General features: G+C 68.8%; 15 protein-coding genes and 4 pseudogenes. 17 read left to right on the top strand and 2 right to left on the bottom strand.

Annotated features, from left to right (window positions below; all coding sequences use genetic code 11):
• The first annotated feature begins 236 nt into the window (after nucleotides 1-236).
• The 12 genes and pseudogenes from ffh to ABFB10_RS11275 all read left to right on the top strand — a co-directional run bounded on the left by ffh (nucleotide 237) and on the right by ABFB10_RS11275 (nucleotide 7758).
• Nucleotides 237-1741: pseudogene (gene ffh / locus ABFB10_RS11335) on the top strand (signal recognition particle protein).
• 307 nt (nucleotides 1742-2048) lie between these two features.
• The gene (locus tag ABFB10_RS11330) at nucleotides 2049-2402 is read left to right on the top strand and encodes a GNAT family N-acetyltransferase (protein WP_347166605.1); all 354 of its coding nucleotides are present in this window, start codon (nucleotides 2049-2051) and stop codon (nucleotides 2400-2402) included.
• A gap of 115 nt (nucleotides 2403-2517) precedes the next feature.
• Nucleotides 2518-3051 carry a GNAT family N-acetyltransferase gene (locus ABFB10_RS11325; protein ID WP_347166604.1) on the top strand — a complete coding sequence of 178 codons (534 nt, stop codon included), beginning with the start codon at nucleotides 2518-2520 and terminating at the stop codon, nucleotides 3049-3051.
• Nucleotides 3048-3863: a GNAT family N-acetyltransferase gene (locus ABFB10_RS24120; protein ID WP_430523011.1), complete on the top strand. Its 816-nt coding sequence runs from the start codon at nucleotides 3048-3050 to the stop codon at nucleotides 3861-3863. The genes ABFB10_RS11325 and ABFB10_RS24120 overlap by 4 nt, the downstream gene beginning before the upstream one ends.
• A complete protein-coding gene (locus tag ABFB10_RS11310; protein WP_347168000.1) occupies nucleotides 3787-4128 on the top strand; it encodes a GNAT family N-acetyltransferase in 342 nt (113 codons plus the stop codon). The genes ABFB10_RS24120 and ABFB10_RS11310 overlap by 77 nt, the downstream gene beginning before the upstream one ends.
• On the top strand, nucleotides 4128-4730 hold the full coding sequence (locus tag ABFB10_RS11305; protein WP_347167999.1) for a GNAT family N-acetyltransferase: 603 nt from the start codon (nucleotides 4128-4130) through the stop codon (nucleotides 4728-4730). The genes ABFB10_RS11310 and ABFB10_RS11305 overlap by 1 nt, the downstream gene beginning before the upstream one ends.
• A gap of 156 nt (nucleotides 4731-4886) precedes the next feature.
• A pseudogene (locus ABFB10_RS11300) lies at nucleotides 4887-5184 on the top strand (chorismate mutase).
• A gap of 48 nt (nucleotides 5185-5232) precedes the next feature.
• Nucleotides 5233-5604, top strand: a complete 372-nt coding sequence (gene rpsP / locus ABFB10_RS11295; protein ID WP_023851136.1) for a 30S ribosomal protein S16 — start codon at nucleotides 5233-5235, stop codon at nucleotides 5602-5604.
• A gap of 75 nt (nucleotides 5605-5679) precedes the next feature.
• Nucleotides 5680-5826, top strand: coding sequence for a hypothetical protein (locus ABFB10_RS11290; protein WP_347166603.1), 147 nt, complete (start codon nucleotides 5680-5682; stop codon nucleotides 5824-5826).
• 18 nt (nucleotides 5827-5844) lie between these two features.
• Nucleotides 5845-6357 (top strand): ribosome maturation factor RimM, encoded by a 513-nt coding sequence (gene rimM / locus ABFB10_RS11285; RefSeq protein ID WP_347166602.1) that lies wholly within the window; start codon nucleotides 5845-5847, stop codon nucleotides 6355-6357.
• A gap of 209 nt (nucleotides 6358-6566) precedes the next feature.
• Nucleotides 6567-7315 (top strand): annotated as a pseudogene (gene trmD, locus ABFB10_RS11280) (tRNA (guanosine(37)-N1)-methyltransferase TrmD).
• Entirely contained in the window at nucleotides 7312-7758 is a 447-nt protein-coding gene (locus ABFB10_RS11275) for a GNAT family N-acetyltransferase (protein ID WP_347166601.1), read from the top strand. Before trmD ends, ABFB10_RS11275 begins: the two are co-directional and overlap by 4 nt.
• Nucleotides 7759-7762: 4 nt before the next feature.
• Here the strand turns inward: ABFB10_RS11275 and ABFB10_RS11270 are convergent, their stop codons facing one another.
• Nucleotides 7763-8491, bottom strand: a complete 729-nt coding sequence (locus ABFB10_RS11270; RefSeq protein WP_347166600.1) for a Crp/Fnr family transcriptional regulator — start codon at nucleotides 8489-8491, stop codon at nucleotides 7763-7765.
• 85 nt (nucleotides 8492-8576) lie between these two features.
• Between ABFB10_RS11270 and ABFB10_RS11265 the strand changes: the two genes are divergently transcribed.
• From ABFB10_RS11265 to rpmE, 4 genes and pseudogenes are all read left to right on the top strand, one after another.
• Nucleotides 8577-8933 (top strand): hypothetical protein, encoded by a 357-nt coding sequence (locus ABFB10_RS11265; protein ID WP_347166599.1) that lies wholly within the window; start codon nucleotides 8577-8579, stop codon nucleotides 8931-8933.
• Nucleotides 8934-9357: 424 nt separating this feature from the next.
• The gene (locus tag ABFB10_RS11260) at nucleotides 9358-10569 is read left to right on the top strand and encodes an SH3 domain-containing protein (RefSeq protein WP_347166598.1); all 1212 of its coding nucleotides are present in this window, start codon (nucleotides 9358-9360) and stop codon (nucleotides 10567-10569) included.
• Between the two features lie 419 nt (nucleotides 10570-10988).
• Nucleotides 10989-11378: a 50S ribosomal protein L19 gene (rplS, locus tag ABFB10_RS11255; protein ID WP_023851128.1), complete on the top strand. Its 390-nt coding sequence runs from the start codon at nucleotides 10989-10991 to the stop codon at nucleotides 11376-11378.
• An 11-nt stretch (nucleotides 11379-11389) separates the two neighbouring features.
• Nucleotides 11390-11612, top strand: a pseudogene (gene rpmE / locus ABFB10_RS11250) (50S ribosomal protein L31).
• A gap of 18 nt (nucleotides 11613-11630) precedes the next feature.
• On the opposite strand, the gene ABFB10_RS11245 reads toward rpmE, so the two are convergent.
• Entirely contained in the window at nucleotides 11631-12989 is a 1359-nt protein-coding gene (locus ABFB10_RS11245; protein WP_347166596.1) for a sensor histidine kinase, read from the bottom strand.
• A gap of 495 nt (nucleotides 12990-13484) precedes the next feature.
• On the opposite strand from ABFB10_RS11245, the gene ABFB10_RS11240 reads away from it, so the two are divergent.
• Nucleotides 13485-14162: a GntR family transcriptional regulator gene (locus tag ABFB10_RS11240; RefSeq protein WP_347166595.1), complete on the top strand. Its 678-nt coding sequence runs from the start codon at nucleotides 13485-13487 to the stop codon at nucleotides 14160-14162.
• Nucleotides 14163-14220 lie beyond the last annotated feature (58 nt).

Below are 14220 nucleotides of genomic sequence, written 5' to 3'. Positions count from 1 at the left end.
GCCACACCCGATGACCCCGGCGCACCCTTGACTTTATGGCCCGTTTCCTGCAAACCCCGCCCAATCCCGGAAGCCCCCTGTGTCTTCCGGTCCCATGGGCATGGCCCGGGATCGCCCTCCGTCAGCGCGTTGCGCCCACGGGGGCTCTCGTGCTTTGACCCGCCGCGATTGAGAAGCCGGTCCGCTCCGCCTACCTTGGAGAGGTACCCGAGACAGACAGAAGGAGGGTCTCCCTCATGTTCGAAAATCTCTCCGAACGCCTGGGCGGCGTCTTCGACCGGCTGACCAAGCAGGGCGCCCTGTCCGAGGATGACGTCCGCACCGCCTTGCGCGAAGTCCGCGTCGCCCTTCTGGAGGCCGACGTCTCGCTGCCGGTCACCCGCCAGTTCGTGAAGGCGGTCGAGAAGAAGGCCACCGGCGCCGCGGTGACGAAATCCGTCACCCCCGGCCAGCAGGTCGTGAAGATCGTCCACGACGAGCTGATCGAGGTGCTGCGCGGCGAGGAAGACCCGGGCCGCCTGCGCATCGACAACCCGCCCGCGCCGATCCTGATGGTCGGCCTGCAGGGCGGCGGCAAGACGACCACCACCGCCAAGCTGGCGAAACGGCTGAAAGAGCGTGACGGCAAGAAGGTCCTGATGGCCTCGCTCGACGTCAACCGCCCGGCGGCCATGGAACAGCTTGCCATCCTCGGCACCCAGATCGGCGTCGACACCCTGCCCATCGTCAAGGGCGAGGACCCGGTCGCCATCGCCAAACGCGCCAAGACGCAGGCCGGCCTCGGCGGCTACGACGTCTACATGCTGGACACCGCCGGACGCCTCAGCATCGACGAAGAGCTGATGGCACAGGTCGAGGCGGTGCGCGACGTCGCCAACCCGCGCGAGACGCTTCTGGTGGTCGATGGCCTGACCGGTCAGGACGCGCTGCACACGGCGCAGAACTTCGACGACCGCATCGGCATCTCGGGCGTCGTGCTGACCCGGATGGACGGCGACGGTCGTGGCGGCGCGGCGCTCTCGATGCGCGCGGTCACCGGCAAGCCGATCCGCTTCGTCGGCCTTGGCGAGAAGATGGACGCGCTGGAAACCTTCGAGCCGGAACGGGTCGCGGGCCGCATCCTCGGCATGGGCGACATCGTCTCCCTGGTGGAAAAGGCGCAACAGACGCTCGAGGCCGAACAGGCCGAGCGCATGATGAAGCGCTTCCAGAAGGGTCAGTTCAACATGAACGACCTGAAGATGCAGCTTGAGCAGATGATCAAGATGGGCGGCATGGAGGGCATGATGTCCATGCTCCCCGGCGCGCAGAAGATGTCCGGGCAGATGGGCGACGCGGGCATGGACGACAAGGTCCTCAGCCAGCAGATCGCGCTGATCAACTCGATGACCAAGAAGGAACGCGCCAACCCGCAGATCCTTCAGGCCAGCCGCAAGAAACGCATCGCGGCAGGCTCCGGCATGGAGGTCAGCGACCTCAACAAGCTGCTGAAGATGCAGCGCCAGATGTCCGACGTGATGAAGAAGATGGGCAAGATGGGCAAGGGCGGCATGCTGAAACAGGCCATGAAGGGCATGTTCGGCAAGGATGGCGCTCCGTCCGACATGGCCGGCCAGATGGACCCCAAGGCGCTCGAGGCCGCCGCCCGCCAGATGGGCAAGAGCATGCCCGGCGGCCTGCCCGGCCTCGGCGGCGGGGGCGGCCTGCCCCCGGCCTCTCGGGCTTCGGCAAGAAGAAATGATCCGCCGAACCCCGATCGGCACCCCGTAACCCCAAGCCCGAAAGGACAGGCAAGGCCCTCGCTTCTTCTTGGCGGAAATACCTCCCGCCGGAGGCATCCGACAGCAGCCACGCACCGACCCGACCGATGTCAGCCCCGACCCTCTCCACGCCCCGTCTGCGCCTGCGCGCCCATGTGATGGCAGACCTCGACGCCCTCTGCGACGTCTTCGCGGACGACCGCTCGGCCTGGATGGGCGGGCCGCTGGACCGCGTCTCGGCCTGGCGGTGGCTGGCCTCCGAGGTGGGCATGTGGGATCTGCTCGGCCATGGCGCACTGGGCTGTGGTAACCCGCGACGGCACCTTTGTCGGACAGGTGTCCCTGCTGCAGCCGCCGCACTACCCCGAATGCGAACTGGGCTGGACGCTGGTCGCCTCCGCCGAGGGCAAGGGTTACGCGCAGGAGGCCGCGACCGCGGCGCTGCACTGGGCCTGGGCGCAGGGGCGTGAAACGCTTGTGTCCTACATCACCCCCGGCAACAGCCGGTCCATCGCGCTGGCCGAACGGCTGGGCGCCACGCCCGACCCCGACGCCCCGCTCCCCGAGGGCGAGACCCCGGCAGAGACCATCGTCTACCGCCACCGCCCCGATGCGGACGGCAGCGCGGAGGCCTACGCATGAGCGCGCCGCTGGCCTCTGCACGCAGCCAAGCGCCCTGCAAGGCGCTTTCACGCCGCAGTCCTGCGGCGTCGGAAGGCCGTTGCAACGGCCTTCCCCGCGCCCGAGGAGACCGGCCATGACCCTGACGAACGCCCCCCGCCTCGAGGCCGAGCGCCTCATCCTGCGCGGGCCCGAACAGGCCGACGCCGAGCCGGTGATCGCCTTCCTGATGGACAGCGCCCGCGCCGGCGGCTTCGGCGGCTACGACAATCGCGGCGACGCCTGGCGCTGGTTCGCGCTGATGGTCGGGCATTGGCACATCCGCGGCTACGGCTATTTCGTCATCGAGGACCGCGCCTCCGGCAAGGCCGCCGGGATCAGCGGCATCTGGAACCCCGAGGGCTGGCCCGAGCCGGAACTCGGCTGGGTGGTCTTCGACGGCTTCGAGGGGCGCGGCATCGCCTTCGAGGCCGCCACCCGCGCGCGGCAGTGGGCCTATGCCCCCGACGGGCTGGCCATGACCACGCTGACCTCGAACATCGTGCCCTCGAACACCCGGTCCAAGGCGCTCGCCACGCGCCTCGGCGCGGTTTACGAGCGCACCTACCACAACCCCAACATGGGCGAGGACGAGCTCTGGCGGCACCCCGGGCCGGAGGCGCTGTCATGATGCCCGCGCTCTCCATCTCGACCGAGCGCCTGACCCTGCGCACGCCGGTGCTGGCGGATTTCGACGCCGTCGAGGCCTATGCCCGCTCGCCCCGCGCCTTCTTCACCGGCGGCCAGCAAACCGAGCAGATGCCGATCTGGCGCGGCTTCCTCGGCACCGCGGGGCACTGGGCGCTGAAGGGCTACGGCATGTTCACCGTGCTGCGCGACGGCACGCCGGTGGGCCGGGTCGGCGTCATCGACCACGTCATGTGGGAAGAGCCGGAACTGGGCTGGCACCTCTTCGAGGGCCACGAGGGCCGAGGGCTACGCCACAGAGGCCGCCCTCGCCGCCCGCCGCTGGGCCGCCACGGAACGCGGCCTCGGGCCGCTGGTCTCCTTTGTCCACCCGGACAACGCGCCCTCGCGCCGCGTGGCAGAGCGCCTCGGCGCGACGCACGAGCGCGACACCACCCTTCTGGGCGGCCCTGCGCAGGTCTGGCGCCATCCGGCGGAGGGCGCGACATGATCGCCCCCTGCGAGATACACCGCCCCGGGCCCGCCGCCCGCACCGCCGCCCGGCTGGGCGGCAGGCTGCCGGTGCTCGACACCCGGCGGCTGCAACTGCGCGGCCCGCGGATCTACGACTTCGACTCCTACGCCGAGATCCTCTGTTCGGACCGCGCCGGCTACATGGGCGGCCCGATGACCCGCGCCGAGGCACTGGGCCGAATTCACCAATTACACCGCCTGCTGGCTGCTGCACGGCCACGGCCTCTGGACCATCGACGCGCAGACCGCGCCCTCTGCCGGTTTCGTGGTGCTGGGCTATGAATACGCCGACCCCGAGGCCGAACTGGGCATCTTCCTGACCGAGGGCGCCGAGGGACAGGGCATCGCCGAAGAGGCGCTGACCGCCGCCCGCGCCCATGCCTTCGACACGCTGGGTTGGGACAGCGTCGTCTCCTATGTCGCCGCCGACAACAGCCGCTGCACGGCGCTGATGCAGCGCATGGGCGCGCAGCGCGACCAGGACGCCGAGGCCGCCATCGGGGACCGGACGCTCTGCGTCTTCCGCCACCGGAAAGGCGCCGCGTGATGGGCTTCGCCGCGATCCCCGAACTGGCCACCGAACGGCTGGTCCTGAAGGCCCCGCAGCCGCAGGACTACCCGGATTTCAAGGCCACCTTCGCCTCGTACCGCTCGCGGTTCATGGGCGGGCCGCTCAATGCCTACGAGACCTGGATGCTCTATGCCGCCGAGATCGGCCATTGGGAAATCCGCGGCTTCGGCATGTGGATGATCCACCTCAGGGACAGCGGCGAAACCGTCGGCATGGCCGGCGGCTGGTTCCCGGCCAAATGGCCGGAGAGGGAAATCGCCTGGATCATCTGGCCCGACCGGGGCGGCAAGGGCTTCGCGCTCGAGGCCACGGACCGCGTGCGCCGACACTTCTACCACGACATGGGCTGGCAGACGGCAGTCAGCTACATCGACCCCAAGAACCTCGACTCGATCCGCCTGGCAGAGCGTCTGGGCTGCACCAAGGACCACGCCGCGCCCTCCATCGACGGCTCGGACGCGGTCTACCGCCACCCGACGCCCGAGGCGCTCAGCGGCCAGATCGGCCACGGCGTCGCCATGGAAATCGCCCATTACCGGGATCCGCTCTTCCGGTCGAAGGGGTTCGCCCTTGACTGACCTGTGCCTTTTGATGTCCCGGGCCGTCGCAGGCGACCCTACTTGCTTCTTTGGTCCGGAAATACCTCGGGGAGCGCGAGGGGCTGGCCCCTCGCATCTACCGCGGCATCACGCCATGCCCTCTCGCACTGAACCACCCCGCCCCAGGAGACCCCGATGACCGACCCCGTCGCACGCGCCGCCCAGTTGCTGAAAGGCCACCGCGAGATCCATCGACCGGCTGGACGCGATCCTCGTCTTCACGCTGGCGGAACGGTTCAAGCACACACAGGCCGTGGGCGTCCTCAAGGCGCAGCACGACCTTCCCCCATCCGACCCCGCGCGCGAGGAAAAGCAGATCGCGCGGCTGCAGGATTTGGCGACCCAGGCTGATCTGGACCCGGAATTCGCCAAAAAGTTCCTGAACTTCGTGATTCAGGAAGTCATCCAGCATCACAAGCAACACCAATCCTGAGGCGGGCCAAACCCCGTCTCTGAAACGCCATCCCAAGGAGAAACCCACATGGCTATCAAAATTCGTCTCGCCCGCGGCGGTTCCAAGAAGCGCCCCTTCTACCGCATCGTCGCCGCCGACTCGCGCATGCCGCGCGACGGCCGCTTCATCGAGAAGCTGGGCACCTACAACCCGCTGCTGCCGAAAGACAGCGAAGACCGCGTGAAGATGGACATGGACCGCGTCCAGTACTGGCTGGGCCAGGGCGCGCAGACCACCGACCGCGTGTCGCGCTTCCTTGAAGCCGCTGGCGTCGTCGAGAAGAAAGAGCGCGCCAACATGAAGAAGGCCGAGCCGGGCAAGAAAGCCAAGGAACGCGCCGAAGAGAAAGCCGCCAAGGCCGCTGCCGCGGCTGGTGGTGACGAGGGCGACGCGGAATAAGACCCGCGCCCTTTGTGTCCCGGCGGGTGGCCCACCCGCCCGCCGGGCACGCTTTCCCCCTGTTCCGGATCGCCGATGTTTCGCCCCTTCCGCCTGCTGATCCTTCTGGGACTGGCCTTCGTGGCGGGTGTGCTCTTCGAGCGTGCCAACAAGCGCGATCTGTGTCAGGAACTGGGTGGAACATGGAATTCCGCCGGGCTTTGTACCCGGCCTGCGCAATGACACCGGGGATGGCCTTGCATGAGTGACAGCGAGATGGTCTGCGTCGGCGCCGTATCGGGCGCCTTCGGTGTACATGGCGAGGTGCGGCTGAAGAGCTTCACCGCCGATCCCGGCGCCATCGCCGACTACGCCCCGCTGTCCACTGAGGACGGCGCGCGGCAGTACGACATAGACCTGCAACGCGAGATCAAGGGCGGCTTCGCGGCGCGCCTGTCCGGCGTCCTGACGAAAGAGGATGCGGACGCGCTGAAGGGCACGCGGCTCTATGCGCCGCGCGACCGGCTGCCCTCGCTTCCCGATGACGAATTCTACCACGCCGACCTGATCGGCCTGACCGTGCTGGACACCGGCGGCGCCGAACTGGGCCGCGTGAAGGCGGTGCACAACCACGGCGCGGCGGACCTGCTGGAAATTCAGGTGCCGGGGCAAAGCCGCACGGTTCTGCTGCCCTTCACCCAGGCCGCCGTGCCCACCGTCGACCTGACCGCCGGGCGCATCGTCGCCGACCCGCCCGAGGGCCTGCTGGACTGACGCCTGCCCCGGGCGCATGGGGATCAGCCGCAGCCGGGGGGCCTGCCCCGTCCCGGCAGAAGCCAAGCGCAGCGGCCCCCCGACCGGCTTTCACGGTTCCTCTCTGCCGCGAAAGCCATTAGACCCGCGAAAAACCACCGGAGGCCCCCGTGACCGAACAGGACAAGCCCGCGCCGCGGTCTCATGGCCGCAAGTCGATCCACGCCACGATGAAGCCGCGCAACCTGATGGGCCCGGACGAGACCCTGGCCCGGGCACTGGCAGGCGCAGGTGATCACGCTTTTCCCCGAGGCCTTCCCCGGCATTCTCGGCCATTCCCTGACCGGCAAGGCGCTGAAGGAAGGCCGCTGGCAATTGCAGCCCGTGCCGCTGCGCGACTTCGGCCAGGGCAAGCACCGCAATGTCGACGACACCCCCGCCGGGGGCGGCGCGGGCATGGTGCTGCGGCCCGACGTCATGGGCGCCGCCATCGAGGCCGCCCGCGCGGGCATGCCCGCCGGCGCGCCGATCCTCTACCTGTCGCCGCGCGGGCGCCGCTTCGATCAGGCCATGGCGCGCGATCTGGCCACCCGGCCCGGCGTGACCCTGATCTGCGAGTCGCTTCGAAGGGCTGGACCAGCGCGTTCTGGATCACTACCGCATCACCGAAGTCAGCCTTGGCGATTACGTGCTGACCGGCGGAGAGATCGCCGCGCAGGCCATGCTGGACGCCACCGTCCGGCTGCTGCCGGGGGTGCTGGGCAATGCCGCCTCGACCGAAGAGGAAAGCTTTTCCGAAGGCCTGCTCGAACATCCGCAATACACCCGCCCCGCCGAATGGCAGGGGCTGGCGATCCCCGAGGTGCTGATGTCCGGCCATCATGGCGAGATCGCGAAGTGGCGCCGGGCGCAGGCCGAAGACCTGACGCGGCAGCGCCGCCCCGATCTCTGGGCCGCCTACAAGGGGCGCCCGGAATGATGCGCCGCGCCACCCGCGCCGACCTGCCCGCCATCGTCGCGCTGCTGGCCGACGACACTCTGGGGGCCGGGCGCGAGGATGCCTCGCTGCCGCTGAACGCCGCCTATCTGTCCGCCTTCGAGGCCATCGAGCGCGACGAGAACCAGTTCCTTGCCGTCGCCGAGCAAGACGGCGCCCTGCTGGGCTGCCTGCACCTGACCTTTCTGCCGGGGATCTCGCGCCCGGGCGCCTGGCGCGGGCAGGTGGAATCGGTGCGCGTCGCGGCAGCGGCCCGGGGCAGCGGCCTTGGCCGCCGGATGCTGGAATGGGCCGCCGAGACCGCCCGGGCGCGCGGCTGCACGCTGGTGCAGCTGACCACCGACAAGACCCGCCCGGAGGCCCATCGCTTCTACGAAAACCTCGGCTACCAGCCGACGCATATCGGGTACAAGCTGCCGCTGTAAGCGGTCAGATCAGCGGGCGGCAGTGGGTGCCGTTAAGCGGCGTGCCCGCCATCTCGGCCAGCCCTTCGGGGTCGTGGATGTCCAGCCAGCCGTCCGCCCATGTGGCCAGCTTCGCACGGCGGATCATCGACAGCGTCTTGTTGGTGTGGACCAGCGACAGCCCCATCGCATCGGCGAAATCGGTCTGCCGGAACGGCATCGGCGCGCGGTCGCGCTTGGCAAGGCCCGAGGCCTTCGACCGCTGCATCAGCCGCATCAGCCCCCAGGCCACCCGCTCCTTGGCGGTGCGCTGGCCGACGGCGGTCAGGGCTTCCGAAAGCATCGTTTCCTCTTCCGCCGCGACCCATGTCACGTCGAAGGCGCGCTCTGGCGCGTCGCGGTACAGCCGCCGCAGATCCTTGCGGTCGAAGACGCAGAGCACCATCTCGGTCGTCGATTCCACCGAGTGGTCCATTTCCTCCATGACCGCCGCCTGAAGCCCGAGGAAGTCACCGGGGAAGACGAAGCTCAGGACCTGCCGCCTGCCGCTTTCCAGCGTCTTGTAGCGCACCCCCTGCCCCTGCAGCACGGTGTAAAGCTGCGGCGAGGAGGTGCCCTCCTCGAGGATCGGCATGCCCGCGTCGACGCGCAGTTCGCCGTGTTTCAGCGCGTCGGTTATCTTGATGTCCGACGCGCTGAAGGCCTGAAAGCTGTCCAGTTTGCGCAGGGGGCAGTCTTGGCAGGAGATCCGCATGGATGCGTTCCGGTATGTCATAGTTAAATGCGGTCTGGAGGTTGCCCCATTAAAAGCGAAAGGGCAACGGAAGGCCCTTTCAAAAATGCTCAGACTCCTGATCGTCGAGCCGGACCCGCTGATCTCGCTGGATCTGGCAGAGGCGGCATCCCATCGCATGGCCAACGCCACCGTCGAGGAAGTGCCCTCGGTGGCGCATGCCCGCGCGCGTCTGGCCAGCGGCGAGGCCCTGACCCATATGTTCATCCGCAAGCCCGACGATCTGCAGGCGACGGAGACCTATGGCTTCATCTCGGAAATGTCGCGGGCCGGGGTCGTCTCGATCCTCGTGGGCGCCGACGAGCCGCCCCGCGGCCTGCCCCCGATCCCGCATATGACGCATCTGTCCATCCCCTTCACCTCGGACATGCTCGAATCAGTGTTCAACATGCGCTTCCGATAGGCGGCAGGCGCCGCGCCTGCCCCGGCGATCCGGCGGCGCTTTCCCGTGGCCTGGCCGGTCTGGAAGCGGGTCGCCCACATCAAGGTCGCGCGCGGCCCCAGACCGTGGAGGGGGCCTGCCTATACAATGACCTGCCCCTCCTTGAAGACCGGACAACAGGCCCCGCGGCGCTGGACGCAGGGGCAGGCCCGGGCTAGCCTGACGGCATTTCCGCAGCTTATTGAAAGGCCTGCCATGCTGTCCCGCCTCGGCCTCGTGCTGACCCTTTGCACTGGGCCCCGCCTTCTCGCAGGCGCTGGAGATCACCCAGCGGCCCGACCTCGCCCCCCGTCTCGAAGCCCTGCGCTCGCTTTACAGCTCGAACTGGACGCCCGAGCCGGGACAGGTTTCGCAATACACCGTCTTTCACCTCTCCGGCCCCATCGTGCCGGGCGACACAGAGCGCGTGAAAGCGGCGCTGGAGACGACCTGGGGCAAGTACATCGTGCTGGAAAGCCCGGGCGGCAACTTCCTGGAAGGCATCGCACTGGGCGGGTACATCAGTTCGATCATGGAGAACCAGGATCCGGATATCTACGGGGTCTTCGTCCTGAAGGACGGGCCCTGCCTGTCAGCCTGCGCGCTGGCCGTGGCGCTGTCGACCTCGACCCGCGACATCTCGGAGGACATGGATTACCGCTATATCGAACACGGGGCCGAGCTGGGCTTTCACATGGGCATCCTGCCCGAGGAAAAGGCCACCCAGGCGGTCGAGGCGCGGCAGATGATGAACCTGACCTATGACATCACGCAGGCCTATGCCTCGCTGATCATGGGCGGGGTCGCCCCGCCGATCCTGCTGGCCGAGGCGCTGGAGCATCGCACCTCCGCCAGCTTCTTTACCCTGCGCGGCGGCATCCGCACCCATGCCATGCGCCTGACCCCGGTCGGCCCGCCGCATATGGCGCGGGCGGTGGACACCGCCGGGCTGAGCACCACCGCGCTGGAGGCCATGTGCTACACCGCCTTCGCGGCGGAACCGACGATCCACAAATCCTTCGTGGATTACGAATGGGGGCAGCTTGATCTGGGCGGCTATTCAACGCCCACCCTACCCATAGAGGATTTCGCCGCACAGCTTGGCGCGCGCCGCATCGCCGCCAGCCACAACGGAGCCGCGCATTGTCTGGTGGAACTGCGCGACGATGGCAGCGTCGGCCTGGACATCCTGCCCGGCCCGCCCCCCTGTACCGCCCGGGACAGCGCCTGGTGCGCCGTCTCCGGCGACCGCCGCCTGCCCGATGCCTCTGTGGCGTTGCTTGCCGATGCCATGGGCTGTTCTTCGGGCAGGCTGACGCGCGACGCCGCCTTCTGGGGCTCGGACCTGTCGGGCGTGATGCACGAACCCTACCCCAAGACGATGGAGCGCCCGGTCGCCAGCGGCGTGAACATGCGGGACGCGCCCGGGATGGGCGGCGCCCGCATTGGCTCTGTCGCGGCAGGCGACACGGTGACCATCGAGGAGTGCACGCTTGTCGATGGCCCTCAGGGGGTCTGGATGAAGGTGCGGGCGGGCGGCACCTCGGGCTGGGTCAGCGCGCGCTTTCTGGATGCCACCCAGACCGTGTACCTGCGACCCTTCCGCGACGGCCCCTGACACCGCGCCTTGGGGAAGGCGCCAACGCACCCCGGCGCCACCGGTGCGGCGGCGACTGCCCCGGCACCCTGTCCTGACGCCATCGGCACCGCGCGCGACTGGATCGGCGCCATGGGCGCAGGCGGCGCACCCGCGCGCAACGCCCCCCGGTGCGGCAGGCGCCCGCCTGTTTCGGAAGCCTCCGCGCAGAGGCCCCGCGCCGCGTGCAAGGGACTTGATCGAAGGACGGCGCGGGCGTATAGGCAGGCCAGCGATGGGCACCGGGGCGACTCGGTGCCTTTCGTGATATGGACCGGTGGCAGGCCCTGCCCGCCCCGGACCGGACGCAAGAAAGAAAAGCTGTCCCGCTCCGGCGCCCGCGCCGGTTCCGGGCCAGACATCTCCGCGGGCAAACCGCGACGAACATAGGAGAAGGTCGGATGGACCTCATCGCACAACTCGAGGCGGAACAGATCGCCTCGCTCGGGAAAACCATTCCCGATTTCAAGGCCGGCGACACCATTCGCGTCGGTTACAAGGTGACCGAAGGCACCCGCACCCGCGTGCAGAACTACGAAGGCGTCTGCATCAGCCGCAAGAACGGCAAGGGCATCGCGGCCTCGTTCACCGTCCGCAAGATTTCCTTCGGTGAAGGCGTCGAGCGGGTTTTCCCGCTGTACTCGACCAACATCGAATCCATCGAGGTCGTCCGTCGTGGCCGCGTCCGTCGCGCCAAGATGTACTACCTGCGCTCGCGTCGCGGCAAATCGGCCCGGATCGCGGAAGATGCAAACTACAAGCCCCTCAAGGGCCAGAACGCGAACGCGTAAGGAGCGGCGATATGAAAAAGGGCATTCACCCCGACTACCACGTCGTCACCGTCAAGATGACCGACGGCACCGAATTCCAGACCCGCACCACCTGGGGCAAGGAAGGCGACTCGCTGCAGCTGGACATCGACCCGACCGTGCACCCGGCCTGGACCGGCGGCACCGGCCGCATGCTCGACCAGGGCGAGCCGCGTCTCGCGCTTCAAGAAGAAGTACGAGGGCCTCGGCTTCTGAGCCGTCCCGAACTGCCGATTACAACGCCGTCCTCTCGGGGGCGGCGTTTTTCGTTTGCGGCACCTGCGGCCCCGCCGCCTCTGCCAGCGGCAGGTACAGGGTGGCCCGCGTGCCGCGCGCATCGCTGTCCAGCGCCAGCCCGCCGCCCGCCTCGCGCGCAAAGCCCAGCACCATGGACAGGCCCAGCCCGATGCCCTTGCCGACCGGCCTTGTCGTGTAGAACGGGTCCAGCACCCGTCCGATCCGCTCTGCCGGAATGCCGTGGCCGGTATCCTCGACCCGGATGCTGGCATAGGCGCCGGGCGGCAGAAGGCTGCAATCCGCCATGCGGCGCGGATCGTCGAGCTGCACCGCCCGCGTCGAGACGCGGATGACGTCGCCCGGCACAGAGGCATCGGCGGCGTTGCGGATCAGGTTGATCAGCGCCGCGGTCAGCAGCCCCTCGTCGACCTGAACGCAATGCGGGTCGGGCTGGCCCTGCGGCATCAGCAGGACGCCCGCAGGCAAGAGCGGCGCCGCCTGCCTCAGGATACGGTCGAGGCTGCGCGGCGCGTCCAGCCGCTCGCGCCGCACCGGCGCCCGGCGCGCATAGACCAGCAGTTGCTGAACCACGGCCTCGGCACGCTCGGCGGCGGCCCGGGCCTCGTCCAGCGCGGCGGCGCGGTCCTTCGGGTCTTCCAGCAGGTCCGCCAGTTCAAGGTTGCCCTTGATCACCGTCAGCACGTTGTTGAAGTCATGCGCCACGCCGCCCGCAAGCCGACCGATGGCGGAGGCCTTCTGCTCCTGCGCGGCGCGGGCCGCGGTTTCTTCGCCCGCAAGCCGGGTCTTGCGCGACAACAGCATGGCCTGCGCGGTGTAGAAGAAAACGACGAAGGTCATCAGGGCGATGCCGCCCTTCTCGGGCCAGGCATGCGCCCGCGCCGCGACATGCCAGGACACCTTCGCCCAAAGGCCGCCGATGACGATGATCTGCAGGGCAATCATCCACAGATCGCGGTCGGCGCGCCGGGACAGGAAGACCATCGTCGTGGCCATCAGCCCGAGGCCCGCGTAGGACAGCGCAGCATCCTCCTGCGCGGCAAGATGCACGGGCATCCAGAGAAAGGCGCAGAGGCCGGCAACCACAAGCAGCCCGGCGATCACCGGGTCGCGGGGCCGCGCGACCCGTTTCCGAAGCCGGAGAAAGCCGTAAAGTGCGGCGTGAACGGCAAGGTAGAGACCGCTCCAGAGCAGGGCGGCCAGCCAGCCGGTGTAGATGTACAGCAGGATCGACCCAAGCAGGGTGCCCGACAGGCGAAGGGCCAGCTCAGCCGGTTCTCCGTACTCCCGCTGGTACAGGAATGTCAGGTCGTCCTGCGGATTGCGCTGCCTCTTCACCCCCGGGCCATCCCCTGTGGTCGCGTGCCACCGCGCCGGGGCCGGATACCTCCGATGCGGCTGAAACAAACATATCGCCCGGATGCAATACGAGTAAACATGCCAAATCCGGACAGATTCCGCGTCTGACAGGCCCGGTTCGGGTCCGCTGTCACCGACCGGTGCCGGAACATCGGGCGATCCCGGCCCAGTCTCGGGCCAGTCTCAGGCCAGTCTCGGACCAGCCGCTTCCGGGGACCATGGGCCTGCCCCCGGCTGCCGGAGAGGGGTGAGAGGCCAAACGCAGGCCCGGTGCCGTGGACATCGGCGAAAGCAGCCGCACAGGCAGATTGCCGCGCGCCACCGGCGGGGCTGCCACGGCACCGGTCTTTCCGTGCAGCACCGTGGCGACATGGCTTGTCTTGGCGGCGCTGGCTTGGCAAGCTGCGGGCCAAGCGGCTTGACCGCCCGGCCCCGCCGCATGTATCCAAGTGTATGCAAGAATGGGAGCCCAAGATGACCACCCGCACCGATGCCCCGCCCCCCGGCCCCTCGGGCAATTCGGTCTACCAGCAGCTTCTCGAAGAGATCCGGGCCGGAACGCTGCTGCCGGGCGACCGCCTGCGCGAGATCGACCTTGCGACCCGGCTTGGCGTCAGCCGCACCCCGGTGCGCGAGGCCATCCGCCAGCTCGAAACCGATGGGCTGGTGACGCATATCCCGCGCACCGGCGCCAGCCTGCGGCGGCTGGACTACCCCGAGGTCATGGAGCTGTACGAGATGCGCGCGGTGCTGGAAGGCACGGCGGCGCGGCTGGCGGCCCGGGCGGCCTCGGAGGTCGAGATCGAAGAGCTTGAGGCGCTGAACGACCGCCTGACCGCCGCGACCAGCGGAACAGAGGCCGCGCGGCTCAACCGCCTTTTCCACGCCACCCTGCTGGATACGGCCAAGAACCGCTTTCTGGCCAAGTCCATGACCTCGCTGCACAAGGCCATGATGATCCTCGGCCCCACCACCCTGACCGAAAGCGAGCGGGCGGAGAATGCCGATGCCGAACACCGCCGCGTGCTGGAGGCCCTGAAGGCCCGCGACGGGGCCGCCGCCGAGGCCACCATGCGCGCCCATATCGAGGCCGCGCAGCGGGTGCGCATCCGGGCGCTGGCGGATCGCGTACGCCCGCTGGAAGACGACTAGACGGCTGCGGGAAAAGGTCCGCCGGGCGCGCCTGCCGCGTCGCGCGGCGGCCCCGAGG

It is taken from the genome of Ponticoccus litoralis (genome assembly GCF_039769985.1).
GTDB classification, from domain to species: domain Bacteria; phylum Pseudomonadota; class Alphaproteobacteria; order Rhodobacterales; family Rhodobacteraceae; genus Ponticoccus; species Ponticoccus litoralis.
The sequence above is the reverse complement of the archived record's forward strand: the minus strand, read 5'-3'. Positions and strand labels throughout refer to the sequence as shown.

Excerpts from the sequence above, each read along its gene's own strand:
- ABFB10_RS11305 (WP_347167999.1), top strand. The coding sequence starts at position 4,128 with ATGGGCTTCGCCGCGATCCCCGAACTGGCCACCGAACGGCTGGTCCTG.
- rimM (WP_347166602.1), top strand. The coding sequence starts at position 5,845 with ATGAGTGACAGCGAGATGGTCTGCGTCGGCGCCGTATCGGGCGCCTTC.
- ABFB10_RS11330 (WP_347166605.1), top strand. The coding sequence starts at position 2,049 with ATGGCGCACTGGGCTGTGGTAACCCGCGACGGCACCTTTGTCGGACAG.
- ABFB10_RS11325 (WP_347166604.1), top strand. The coding sequence starts at position 2,518 with ATGACCCTGACGAACGCCCCCCGCCTCGAGGCCGAGCGCCTCATCCTG.
- ABFB10_RS11265 (WP_347166599.1), top strand. The coding sequence starts at position 8,577 with ATGCTCAGACTCCTGATCGTCGAGCCGGACCCGCTGATCTCGCTGGAT.
- ABFB10_RS24120 (WP_430523011.1), top strand. The coding sequence starts at position 3,048 with ATGATGCCCGCGCTCTCCATCTCGACCGAGCGCCTGACCCTGCGCACG.
- rpsP (WP_023851136.1), top strand. The coding sequence starts at position 5,233 with ATGGCTATCAAAATTCGTCTCGCCCGCGGCGGTTCCAAGAAGCGCCCC.
- ABFB10_RS11275 (WP_347166601.1), top strand. The coding sequence starts at position 7,312 with ATGATGCGCCGCGCCACCCGCGCCGACCTGCCCGCCATCGTCGCGCTG.
- ABFB10_RS11270 (WP_347166600.1), bottom strand. The coding sequence starts at position 8,491 with ATGCGGATCTCCTGCCAAGACTGCCCCCTGCGCAAACTGGACAGCTTT.
- ABFB10_RS11240 (WP_347166595.1), top strand. The coding sequence starts at position 13,485 with ATGACCACCCGCACCGATGCCCCGCCCCCCGGCCCCTCGGGCAATTCG.
- ABFB10_RS11290 (WP_347166603.1), top strand. The coding sequence starts at position 5,680 with ATGTTTCGCCCCTTCCGCCTGCTGATCCTTCTGGGACTGGCCTTCGTG.
- rplS (WP_023851128.1), top strand. The coding sequence starts at position 10,989 with ATGGACCTCATCGCACAACTCGAGGCGGAACAGATCGCCTCGCTCGGG.